The 11,594-nt window shown below is 68.4% G+C and carries 9 protein-coding genes; 6 read left to right on the top strand and 3 right to left on the bottom strand.

What is annotated here, in order from left to right; genetic code table 11:
• Nucleotides 1-230 precede the first annotated feature (230 nt).
• Nucleotides 231-824 (bottom strand): flagellar protein FlaG, encoded by a 594-nt coding sequence (locus V6B97_RS05465; RefSeq protein ID WP_333505487.1) that lies wholly within the window; start codon nt 822-824, stop codon nt 231-233.
• Nucleotides 825-949: 125 nt separating this feature from the next.
• On the opposite strand from V6B97_RS05465, the gene V6B97_RS05470 reads away from it, so the two are divergent.
• Complete coding sequence (locus V6B97_RS05470; protein WP_333505488.1) at nt 950-1,846, top strand: flagellin N-terminal helical domain-containing protein; 897 nt, start codon at nt 950-952, stop codon at nt 1,844-1,846.
• A gap of 100 nt (nt 1,847-1,946) precedes the next feature.
• Here the strand turns inward: V6B97_RS05470 and rnc are convergent, their stop codons facing one another.
• Nucleotides 1,947-2,639 (bottom strand): ribonuclease III, encoded by a 693-nt coding sequence (rnc, locus tag V6B97_RS05475; RefSeq protein ID WP_333505489.1) that lies wholly within the window; start codon nt 2,637-2,639, stop codon nt 1,947-1,949.
• 519 nt (nt 2,640-3,158) lie between these two features.
• On the opposite strand from rnc, the gene V6B97_RS05480 reads away from it, so the two are divergent.
• The 5 genes from V6B97_RS05480 (at nt 3,159) to V6B97_RS05500 (ending at nt 9,372) form a co-directional block, all read left to right on the top strand.
• Nucleotides 3,159-4,223, top strand: a complete 1,065-nt coding sequence (locus V6B97_RS05480; protein ID WP_333505490.1) for a phosphotransacetylase family protein — start codon at nt 3,159-3,161, stop codon at nt 4,221-4,223.
• Nucleotides 4,224-4,340: 117 nt separating this feature from the next.
• Nucleotides 4,341-5,567, top strand: coding sequence for an MFS transporter (locus V6B97_RS05485; protein ID WP_333505491.1), 1,227 nt, complete (start codon nt 4,341-4,343; stop codon nt 5,565-5,567).
• Nucleotides 5,568-5,670: 103 nt separating this feature from the next.
• A complete protein-coding gene (locus V6B97_RS05490; protein WP_333505492.1) occupies nt 5,671-6,039 on the top strand; it encodes a hypothetical protein in 369 nt (122 codons plus the stop codon).
• A 183-nt stretch (nt 6,040-6,222) separates the two neighbouring features.
• Entirely contained in the window at nt 6,223-8,889 is a 2,667-nt protein-coding gene (locus V6B97_RS05495; protein ID WP_333505493.1) for a TIGR03960 family B12-binding radical SAM protein, read from the top strand.
• Nucleotides 8,890-9,099: 210 nt separating this feature from the next.
• Nucleotides 9,100-9,372, top strand: coding sequence for a hypothetical protein (locus tag V6B97_RS05500; protein ID WP_333505494.1), 273 nt, complete (start codon nt 9,100-9,102; stop codon nt 9,370-9,372).
• A gap of 145 nt (nt 9,373-9,517) precedes the next feature.
• Here V6B97_RS05500 and V6B97_RS05505 read toward each other — a convergent pair whose 3' ends face one another.
• Nucleotides 9,518-11,254, bottom strand: a complete 1,737-nt coding sequence (locus tag V6B97_RS05505; RefSeq protein WP_333505495.1) for an STAS domain-containing protein — start codon at nt 11,252-11,254, stop codon at nt 9,518-9,520.
• Nucleotides 11,255-11,594 lie beyond the last annotated feature (340 nt).

Genomic DNA, 11,594 nt, shown 5'->3' on the forward strand with positions numbered 1-11,594 from the left:
GCGTGTTCAACCAAACAGCAATGGCGGACGTGCATACGCGAAGGCCCGGCACGTTCCTCCCCGCTGGCCGCTGCTGGTCCGGGCATGCACCCCGAAGGCGCCCGGACGCGGCCACCCGGACGCGGGCACCCCACCGGGCACCCCAGGCGTGCGCCTGCATGCCCGGAACGGGACACGGGGTGTGTGGGTGGGGGGGGGGCGCGGCGGTGGGGAAAACCCGCCGCCGCGCCCTAGTATTGCCGGTTCAGCAGCCCGCCGATGGTCATGCCGCCGTCCTTGCCGACGCGCAACACCCCTTCGGGCGGGATGCGCATCAGCACCTTGTTGCTGTTCTTTTCGGAAACCTCGACCTGCACCACGCCCTGGTCGCTCACGATCTCGAACTTCAGCGCGGCGCCCTTGGCTTCAAGGGTGCGCGAAAGGTCGTTCAGCGAGCGTTCAAGCTGCTGCATGTCCACGTTTTCCGCTTCCGCGGGTCGTTCGTCCCCGGTCGGCTGCCGTTCCGCGAGAGATGGAGAAGTAGCGGATGAGGATGCGGCGGCCAGGCCGCGTGCCGGGGGGCGATTCATATCCGATCCCGCGGAAGAACCTGCCGTTACCGCCTGGATGTCGTCCAGCAGCATCATGGTTCCTCCTCGAGGCGACATTGCCTCCCCCGGAAACATCGTCTCACACCCTATATCGGCAGATTTCTCCGCCGGATTAGGGCGCGGTTCCAGGCAGGCGGGGAGGATGCAAAAAATTCCTCCGCGCCGCCCCTGGCCCTCCCTATCCCCCCCCTGACGCCGCGCGGCACGCCGCAAGCCCTGGGAAAATTTTGGCATGGGCGCGTCGGCAACCGGGCACGGGGTGTCTAGAGTTTTGCTAACACTTTACCTTTCTTTGTAAAAAATGCGTTGGCACCAACATTGCTTAATGTTGGCCAGACAACCCGAAGGAGGTTCACCACATGTCTTTGGTCATCAATCACAACATGATGGCGCTGAACGCCTCTCGCAACCTGAACGAGAGCTACGGTCGCCTGGCAACGTCCACCCGCCGCCTTTCCTCGGGTCTGCGCGTGGGCACCGCGGCCGACGACGCCGCGGGCCTCGCCATTCGAGAACTGATGCGGGCCGATATTTCCACCATGCGTCAAGGCATCCGCAACGCCAACGACGCCATCTCGATGATCCAGACCGCCGACGGCGCGCTGCAGATCATCGACGAAAAGCTCATCCGCATGAAGGAACTGGCCGAACAGGCGGCCACGGGCACCTACAACTCCGACCAGCGCCTGATGATCGAATCCGAATATCAGGCCATGGCCTCGGAAATCACCCGTATCGCCAACGCCACGGACTTCAACGGCATCCACCTGCTGGACGGCACCCTTTCGGGCACCCACGACGGGTCGGGGCTGCGGCAGACCGGCGAGTTGAAGATCCACTTCGGCACCGGCAACGACTCCAACGAGGACTACTACTACATCAAGATCGGCGGGGCCACGGCGTCGCAGCTCGGCATCGGCAACGCGTCGGGCACGGGCGTCCACGCGGCGGGCTACACCATCTCGACCCAGTCCGCCGCCCAGCAGGCGCTGACCGCCCTTGACCAGGCGATCATCTCCAAGGACAAGATCCGCGCGGCGCTCGGCGCCCTGCAGAACCGCCTGGAGAACACCATCAGCAACCTGACCATCCAGGCGGAAAACCTGCAATCCTCCGAGTCGCGCATTTCCGACGTGGACGTGGCCGAGGAAATGACCGAGTTCGTGCGCAACCAGATCATTACCCAGTCCGCCGTGGCCATGCTTTCGCAGGCCAACTCGCTGCCGCAGATGGCCATGCAGCTCATCAGCGGCTAGCGGACGGCGCCCACGGCGTAACGCCGCGCATCAGTTGGCGAAGGTTGACCAAAGACAACAGGACCGGGGAGGAACGGCCTCCCCGGTCATTGTCTCCATCTCAGCCCTCGCTGCGTGATTCCAGGGCCTTCAGCGCAAGACCGGCCGCCATCTGCTCGGCCCTTTTGACGCTGGGGCCGACGGCCGTGAACACGGTGTCGTCGGGCAGGGTCAGCCGCACCTCGAAGCGCTTCTCGTGCTCGGGGCCGCTGCTGCCCATCAGGGCATACACCGGCCGCTCGCGGAACACCTTCTGGGTCATTTCCTGCAACCGGCTCTTGTAGTCCTTGCTGCGCTTGCCGTCGGTGTCGCAGGGCCAGCGGGCCGCCAGCACATGGCGCACCACGGCCCGCGCCCGCTCGTACCCCCCGTCCAGAAACACCGCGCCCAGCATGGCCTCCAGCGCGTCCGACAGCAGGGAGCTGCGTTCGCGCCCCCCCTGGCTTTCCTCGCCCCTGCCCAGCCGCAGGTAGTGTTCCAGCTTCAGCTCGCGCGCAAGCTCGGCCAGCGCCGGTTTGCTGACGAGCCGCGCCCGCATGCGGGTCAGGTCGCCCTCGCGGGCGCCGGGAAAGCGGGTGAACAGTTCTTCCGACACGCACAGTTCAAGCACGGCATCGCCCAGGAATTCCAGGCGTTCGTTGTGCTCTACGTGTTCCTGCTGCTCGTTGGCCCATGAGCTGTGGGTCATGGCCGTGGCCAGCAGCCCGGCGTCGTTGAAGGCGTAGTGGATGTCGCTTTGCAAATTCTCGAACATGTGTCGGTGGTCGCTCCTTCAGGGTGCCGCCCGGCAGCTTTTGCCGCCCGGTGGCCCGTCATGGCCCAGTCATACCCAGTCATGGCCGGGTCATGGCCAGTCATGGCGGGGAACGATACCGGCACCGCCCCCATTGCGCAAGGCCGTGCACCGGTCCGGCCCAAACCGCCGCCGCAGGCTTGGCGAACCGGGCAGTCCGGACCACGCGGTCATGCCCCGCCCACGCTCGTCAAAATTCCGGCATGCACACGCCGCCCCTCGCTCCGCCACCCTGCCCGCATCCCGCTCCCGGCACGGCCGCCGGGCATTTCGCCGCCACGCGCAGCGGCACTGAGCGAGCGAACAGCCACAAGATTGCAGTTGTCCCTTGATTTTCGGCTGTTATTCGGGGCAGAATCGGCCAGGCACACGGCATGTCGCACCGGCCACCGCATCGCGGACAGCGGCCGGATGCATCGCGCCGCCGGCCAGGCAGGCCGACGGCGGGCATGCGCGCGGATCCAGCAACAGGAGGCTGCTATGGCGGCGGGCATCTACGTGGGTTCCACGGCCGGGTACTCCGGCAAGAACATGGTGATCATGGGCCTTGGCCTGCGCCTGCAGAAGGATGGCTACAACGTGGGCTACATGAAGCCCGTGGGCGCCATGCCACAGGAACGCGGCGGCGTGCTGGGCGACGAGGACGCCTTCTTCGTGCAGGACGTGCTGGGGCTGGACGAACCGTCGAACCTGGTCACCCCGGTGCTGGTCACCCAGGACTTCAAGGTGCGCGCCTTCAGCGGCCAGTGCGAGGACCACATGCCCGGCATCGTCGATGCCTACCGCCAGCTTGCCGGCCGCCACGACGTGATGGTGGTGGCCGGTTCCGGCAGCATGTATTCCGGCCGCTACTGCAACGTGGACGGCATCCGGGTGGTCAAGGAACTGGGGCTCAAGGCCATCATCATCGACCGCCTGCACAAGGAACTGAACTACGACTACCTGGTGGTGCTCAAGGATACCCTTGGCGACAACCTGGCCGGCGTGGTGCTGAACGACATCCCCGCCAACTTCATGAACGAGGTGGAAGGGCTGATCAGGCCGTTCCTGGAGCGCAACGGCGTGCGCGTGGTGGGCGTCATCCCCAAGGACCCGCTGATGGGGGCCATCAAGGTGGGCGACCTGGCCGAACGGCTGGGCGGCAAGGTCATCTCGGCCCAGAACAAGTCCGACAAGGTGGTGGAAAACTTCCTCATCGGCACCATGCAGGTCGAGAACTTCATGACCCACTTCCGCAAGAACAAGAATTCCGCCGTCATCGTGGGGGGCGACCGGTCCGACGTGCAACTGGTGGCGCTGGAGGGCAACTGCCCCTGCCTGGTGCTGACCGGCAACCTGTACCCCAACGACATCATTCTCACCCGTTCGGAAGTGCTGAACATTCCCATCGTGGTGGTGCGCGACGACACGTACACCGTGGCCAAGAAGATGGAGGTCATCCTCTCGCGCCACAAGCTGCGCGACGTGATCAAGATCCGACAGGGCGCGCAGCTCGTCAGCTCTTCCATCGATTTCGCCTACGTCAAGGAAGCGGCCGGACTGTAGCCGCACGGCGACAAGCGAAACACAAAGGGGGGGCGCCTGCCCCCCCGTTTTTTTGCGGCCCGCGCCCCCCGCCCCCGCAGCCACCAGCAGCCCCGGCACCACCGTGCCGCAACCGACATGCCCCCGAACACGCCACCCAACGCATCACCTGACATATCCGGCAACATATCCGGCGACACCGCCCCCGCCTTTGCCACGGCCCGGCCCTGGGTGGTGCTGGTGGCCCTGCTGTTCTTCGTCAACTACGGCTCGCGCGCCGTGCTTGCCCCGCTGCTGCTGTCCATGGAGGCGGACCTGGGCCTGGACCATGCCCAGGCCACCCGCCTGCTGTTCCTGATGGCCTGCGGGTTCACCGCCAGCCTCGCGGCCAGCGGCTTTCTGCTCAGCCGGGTCGCGCCCCGGCGCATGGCCGCCTTTTCGTGCATGGCCACCGGCGCGGTGCTCATGGGCATGTCCGCCATGCGCGATCACGCCACGGCGCGGTACATGTTCGTGCTTATGGGGCTGGCGGCCGGGCTGTACTTTCCGGCGGGCATGGCCACCCTGGGATCGCTGGCCCGCCAGCGCGACTGGGGCAAGGCCGTGTCCATCCACGAACTGGGCCCCAACCTCAGCTTCGTGGCCGTGCCCCTGCTGGCCGAAGCGGGCATGCGCGTCACCGACTGGCGGGGCGTGCTGCTGGCCGTGGGCGTGGTGGGCATCCTGGCGGGGATGGTCTTCGCCTGGATCGGACGCGGGGGGCTTACCCTGGCGGAGCCGCCCTCGGTGCGCGGGCTTGCCGGGGTCCTGCGCTCGCCGCTGACATGGCTGTTCGCGTGGCTGCTGGCCCTTGGGGTGGCCGGGGAATACGCCACCTACAGCGTGCTGCCGCTGCATCTGGTGGACGGGCTGGGCCTTGCGCCCGGCACGGCCAACGGCCTGCTGGCGGCCTCGCGCGTGGTGACGCCGTTCGCCGCGCTGGCCGGGGGCTGGGTGTCCGACCGCATGGGAGCCCGGCGCGCCATCACCGTGTGCCTTGCGCTGACCGGCATCTCGCTGCTGGGCATGGCCTTTCCGTCCATCATCGTCGTCACGGCGAGCATGACCGTGCAGGGGGCCATGACCGCGTTCATCTTTCCCGCCATCTTCAAGGAACTGGCGCGCTGCTGGCCTGCGGAACGCCAGCCCACGGTGCTGTGCATCGCCACGCCGGTCTCGTCGCTCATCGGCACGGGGGCGGCCCCGGCCCTGCTGGGGATGGTGGGGCAGGCCTGGACCTTCGGCGCCGGGTTCGCCTTGCTGGGGGGGCTGGCACTGGTTTCCATCATCCCCCTGCGGCTGCTGCCGCCGGAGCCCGGTCGCTGACAGACGGCTGACGGGCGACCCGCCCCACGCCCCACCGTTGCTTGACAGCAACAGCCCCAGCCCCTACCTATGCCGGGAACCATCCACCAAGGAGACACCCCCGATGGCCTACGATATCAGACTGGTGAAGCTCGTGAACGGCGAACTGGTGCTCGGCAAGTTCGATGAGGCCACCAACTCGCTCACGGACGTGGCCGCCCTGCAGACCGTGCCCACCCAGCAGGGCGTGCAGATGATGCTGCTGCCTTACGGCTACCCCTTCGAGCAGGGCTTCGACGGCACCATCAGCCGCACCCACGTCATCTACGAATACAAGACCTGCCCCGAGGAACTGAAGACCAAGTACCTCGAAGCCACGTCCAACCTCACCCTGTCCACGGGGGGGCTTGGCGGCGGGCTCGGCAACCTGAACCTGGCCAAGGGCCCGGCGGGCGGCAAGATCACCGGCATTTCCGACCTGCTGAAGAAGTAGGCCCGCCTGCGACCCGGCTGCGCCGGGCCGGGCCGCGGCATGTTCCGGGGGGTGGCGCTGCCGCCCCCCTTTTCACGTCGGCTCCGGGCAGGCGCGCCCGCGCCAGTCCGCCAGCCACGCTCCCACGGCCGGGGCGCAATCGCCGCTCCCGCCCCACGCACACCCTTCATCCCTCCAGGAACCATGCGCGAACTTCTGCCCCTGCTGCCCAAGCCCAGCCGCTACATCGGCATCGAGGAAGGCACCGTCCACAAGACGCCCGACGCCACCACCCTGCGCGTGGCGCTGGCCTTTCCCGACATGTACGAGGTGGGCATGTCCTACCTCGGGCAGAAGATCCTGTACGCCATCCTCAACGAACGGCCCGACGTGTGGGCCGAGCGGGTGTTCACCCCCTGCCGCGATGCGGGCGCGGTACTGCGCCAGCGCGGCGTGCCGCTGGCAACCCTGGAGTCGGACACCCCCCTGGCCGCCACGCACCTTGTGGGGTTCAGCATCACCCACGAGTTGTGCTATTCCAACGTGCTGTACATGCTGGACCTTGCGGGCATCCCCCTGCGCGCGGCGGAACGGGCCAAAGCCAACTCTCTCACCGCGTGGCCGGTGGTCATGGCCGGTGGCGGCTGTACCCTGGCCGCCGAACCGCTGGCCCCGTTCATGGACCTGATGGTGCTGGGCGAGGGCGAAGAGGTGATGGCGGAACTGGTGGACCTGCTGGCCGCCGCCCGCGCCGCCGCCCATTCCCGGTCCCGCTTCCTGGACGACGCCCGGCGCATTCCCGGCGTGTACGTGCCGGAATTCTTCGCAGGCAGCGTGCCGCCGGATACGGCCCGCAACGTGCCCGGCACTCCGCCCCGCCCCCTGCTGCCCCAGTCGCCTCCCCCCTCATCCGGTGACGCGGGCTACACCCGCGTGGCCCGGCGCGTGGTGGCCGACATGGACACCGCCCGCTACCCGGCCAGCCAGACCGTGCCCTTCGGCGCGGTGCACAACCGGCTGGCGCTGGAGATCGGCCGGGGCTGCACGCGCGGCTGCCGGTTCTGCCAGGCGGGCATCATCTACCGCCCGGCGCGCGAACGCTCCACCGAAAACCTTCATGCGCTGCTTGAAGAATGCCTGAACCAGACCGGCTACGACGACGTGTCCTTCCTGTCCCTGAGCACGGGCGACTTCTCGGCGCTCAAGCGGCTGTTCCTGGCCACGGTGGACCGCTGCGCGCAGGAGCAGGTGGCCGTGTCGCTGCCCTCGCTGCGGGTGGGGTCCATCGACGACGAGATCATGCGCCGCATGGCGGGCATCCGCCGCACCGGGGCCACGCTGGCGCCAGAGGCGGGCAGCCAGCGGCTGCGCGACGTGATCAACAAGGGCGTCACCGAGGAAGGGCTGCTGCTGCACGTGCGCAAGCTGTTCGAGCACGGCTGGCAGCAGGTGAAGCTGTATTTCATGATCGGCCTGCCCACCGAGACGCGGGAAGACCTGGACGCCATCGTGGACCTGTGCCGCAAGGTGCGCGACGCGGCCGGACCGGGCATCCGGCGGTTGCAGGTGACGGCGGCCATCTCGCCCTTCGTGCCCAAGCCGCACACCCCGTTCCAGTGGGAACGTCAACTGTCGCTTGAAGAAATCCGCGAGCGCATCGGCTACCTGCTGTCCCGCTTCAAGGGCGAGAAATGCCTGAAGATGCGCTGGCACGAAGCCTCCATGAGCGCGCTGGAGGGCATCTTCTCGCGCGGGGACCGCCGCCTGGCCGACGTGGTGGAAAGCGCCTACCGCAAGGGGGCCATCTTCAGCAGTTGGATCGAAGGTTTCGATCTTGCCCCGTGGCTGGACGCCATGGCCGAACACGGCCTGGCCGCTTCGGACTACACCCGCGAACGCGGCGAGGACGAACCCCTGCCCTGGGACCACCTGGACGCCGGGGCCAGCCGCGAATTCCTGCTGCGCGAACGCCACCGCGCGCTGGACATGAAGCTGACGGGCGACTGCCGCTACGGCGCCTGCCACCTGTGCGGGGTGTGCGACACCAAGTCCTCCCCCTCGCGGCTGGACAAGCTGCCCGGCGTCGCCGCCTACGCCAACCGGACCAACCTGCCCGAGCGCGACCAGCAGGCCCACCAGCCCACCCTGGACGAGCATGGCCGGGTGCGCATGCCGGAAAAGGCGGACAAACCGCCGCAGATTTCGGACGAACTGGCGCTGAAGGCGGGCCACTACCGCATCTGGTACACCAAGGAAGACATGGCGGTGTTCCTCAGCCAGCTCGAACTGCAATCGCTGTTCGAGCGCGCCCTGCGCCGGGCCGGGCTGCCGCCCGCGTTCTCGCGCGGGTTCCATCCCCTGCCGCTGCTCTCCTTCGGACGGGCCCTGCCCGTGGGCGTGGCCAGCCGGGCGGAATGGCTGGCCGTGTACCTGCGCGAACACCGCACCGCCGACGAGGTGCGCCGGGCGCTGGACGGCCGCCTGCCGCGCGGCATGCGCGTGACCTTCGTGGAGGAATTGCCCGTGGGCCGCAACACCGCGCCGCAGCCCGCCGGGGAAACCTTCGAACTGCGCTACGGCGTGGGCGACACCCGCCGGGACGCGTTCATGCAGGCCTGGCGCGACTTCGCGGCCGCGCCCGCGCTGGAATGGACGCGCGAGACCAAGAAGGGCCCGCGCACCACCGACATCCGGCCCCTGTTCCGGTCCATCGAGGTACGCGACGACCACAGCGTGCTGCTGGACATGGACTGGACCGAACTGTACGTGTCGCCGCTTTCGCTGGCCCGCGCCGTGACCCCGCAGGCGGAAATCCACGAGGTGCACCTGCTCAAGATGTCCCAGCGCTTCGACGGGATAGCCAGGGCATAGCCTGCCGCGATTCCGGGAAATTCACGGGGCCGCTCCCATCAGGGGGCGGCCCTTTCATCTTTGAAGAATCCGATCACGATGCATACTGATCGAAAAAACAGTTCACATTCTCTAATACTCACCACAGGCCGAGGCCAGGCACGCATGGTTGCCTTCCCGTAGTGCAGCACTATCTTTTCCTCAGGCGGGCACACCCGCCAAGGAGGCACCATGAACGTCACCGCCGCCATCCTCGCGGACAAGATCCGCGAGATACACCCCGCCCTGGACAGGCACGGGATTTCCCTGCGCATCGCCTTCGACGACGGCAAGGATGCCTGGATCGTCCACCTGCGCAAGGACGGCAACGAACTGTGGACGCACATCAACGCCGTTGACGCGGCCAGGTGCCTGGACGGCATCGAGTGCGTGCATCTTGGCGTGCAGATCGGCCAGTTCATCAACTATTACTGCGACGGCCCCGTGGCCGCCTGCGCGGCCTGAGCCGGTACGTCCGGGGACGAGTTCCGGGGACGGCCCCCTGCCGCTCCATGGCGGCAGCCGATGACCGGCCACCGCAACGAAAACGGCGCGTCCCCCACGGGGGCCGCGCCGTTTCGCGTGATACATCGCGGTATTGCCGCCGAAGCTATGCGCCCTCGGCCAGCAGCAGCCTTTCCAGCCCCACGCGGCGAATGCCCGGGACATCCAGTCCCGTGCGGCGGGCTGCCTCCGCCACGGCCTCGGCCACCGGGCCGGTGGCCGCCAGGTCCACCCCGCGAGCCCGCGCGGTGACGGCAGCCGATTGCAGCAGTTGCACCAGGGTCAGGTCCGCCGCCGTGACGCCGGTCATGTCGATGCGCACCGCCGCGAAATGGTCCAGCACGTCCAGCAGGGCTTCGCGCAGGTCCGCCCCGCGCTCGATGGTCACCTCGCCGGACAGCACCAGCACGCCCTTGCCGTCCTCGCCGTCGGCCGCGCGCACGGTGAACCCGGCCACGGTGCGGCTGGCGGCCCCACCGGAAAGATCCAGGGCCACGCCGGTGTCCGGCCGCTCGGCCAGTACGGCGTCCAGGTACGAAAGGTCAGGGGCTTCGCCGCTGTCGGCGAACAGGTCGGCGTCGGGATCGGCGTCGTCTCCGGTTGCATCCGTCGCGCCGGCGCCACCCACCGGAGCGGCATCGCCGCCCCCCTCGCTCCCGCCCTCGCCCTCGGCATCGTCCCCATCGCCGTCCCCATCGACGTCCAGGGCCAGGGCATCCATGCCCGCGGCAAGTTCCGCTTCCAGTTCCGCCAGCCTCCGCTCCTCGGCATCGGGGTCCACCACCGTGCCGGAGAACCTGCTCTCGTCGTCGGTACCGTTGCTCATGGTTTCCTCCCGCATTTTCCGCATGGCCGTGTCGTACTGGCGCACCAGATCGTCGATGCTGTCCGCGTCGGGGGCATCGCGCGGGGCCACCGCCAGCACGGAGGCCGGGCGCGCCGCGGGGCGCTGCCAACCTGCCTCGCCGCGCCGCAGTCCATCCACGTCGATGGGATGCACCCTGGCCGATTCCACCTGAAACACCGTGTTCACCAGGTCGGGCTCAAGGATGGACGCATACAGCACCCGCAGCCCGCGGCCCGGCCCCCCCGGCCCCACGCCGTCCGGCCCGGGCACGAAGCGCGCATCCAGCACAAGGCCGCTCTTGCGCAGGAAGGCCAGCAGCCCCAGCGGGCTCAGGTCCTTGCGCAGCAGGTCGTCCGACCCGCCGAACTCCACCACGTACAGGAACAGCCCGTCGCGCAGGGCGCGCAGCACATCAATGCCGTGCAGACGGAACAGGCAGCGCCCGTCGGGGTCGCTGACCGGCAACACCTCGCGCGCGGGGGCGCGCAGGCTTTCGGGCAACGCCTCGTCCAGCAGGGCGATCAAACGCCGCAGCGCCCGGCCCGTGGGGGTATCCTCGCGGTCCAGCGTGTCCGGATCGCCGGAAACGCACACCACCGGATACTGCCCGGCGGCGTCCGTTCCATCACCAACGGGCGTGGCCTCGGCCATGGCCATGACCATGGCGTCACCGGACTCGCCTGGCTCCACCACGCCGGAAAGCCCGGCCAGCGCGCGCATGCAGCCTTCCAAGGTGGAAACGGCCTCCGCCGAAAGGCGCAGCGAACCGTCGCGCGCCAGTTCGCAGGCGGCCTCCAGCAGGCGGGCCATGCGGCAGGCGCCTTCCAGCCCCAGCAGCCCGGCGGAGCCGCGCAGCCCGTGCACCAGGCGCGACAGGCGGCCCAGCAGTTCCGGGTCGGCCCGGTCGCCCGCCACTTCCAGTTCCAGCAGGTGCACGTCGGCCTCGGCCAGCACGTCGCCCACGTCGTTGCGGTATTGCTTGAGAAGTCGTTGCATGGCCTTATGCTGTGTACGCCGACGGGCGTGACGGAAACATGATTATGCGCGGCGGCGGGTCCGGCGAAGCTCCAGCGCGGCTTCCCACTGCGTCACTAGCAGCAAAGCGCCGGTTTGTCTTCCGCCGCCACCTTGCCTTGCGCCGGGAAACGATTACATGTACGTGTCGGCCCCGTCGTACGGAACCCGCGTCAACGCGCCTTTCGCAAGCCGCGCGGAGCACCGGCGGAACGGACGCCGCACGCGGCGTCGGCCAACCGACGCACCCGGCCCCACGGACGCGCCCTGCAAGGGCCGCGCCGTACGGTTTCCGGCCCTGTCCGGCCCTGTCTGGCCTTCC

The organism is Nitratidesulfovibrio sp. 1201_IL3209 (assembly GCF_036763125.1).
GTDB lineage: Bacteria > Desulfobacterota > Desulfovibrionia > Desulfovibrionales > Desulfovibrionaceae > Cupidesulfovibrio.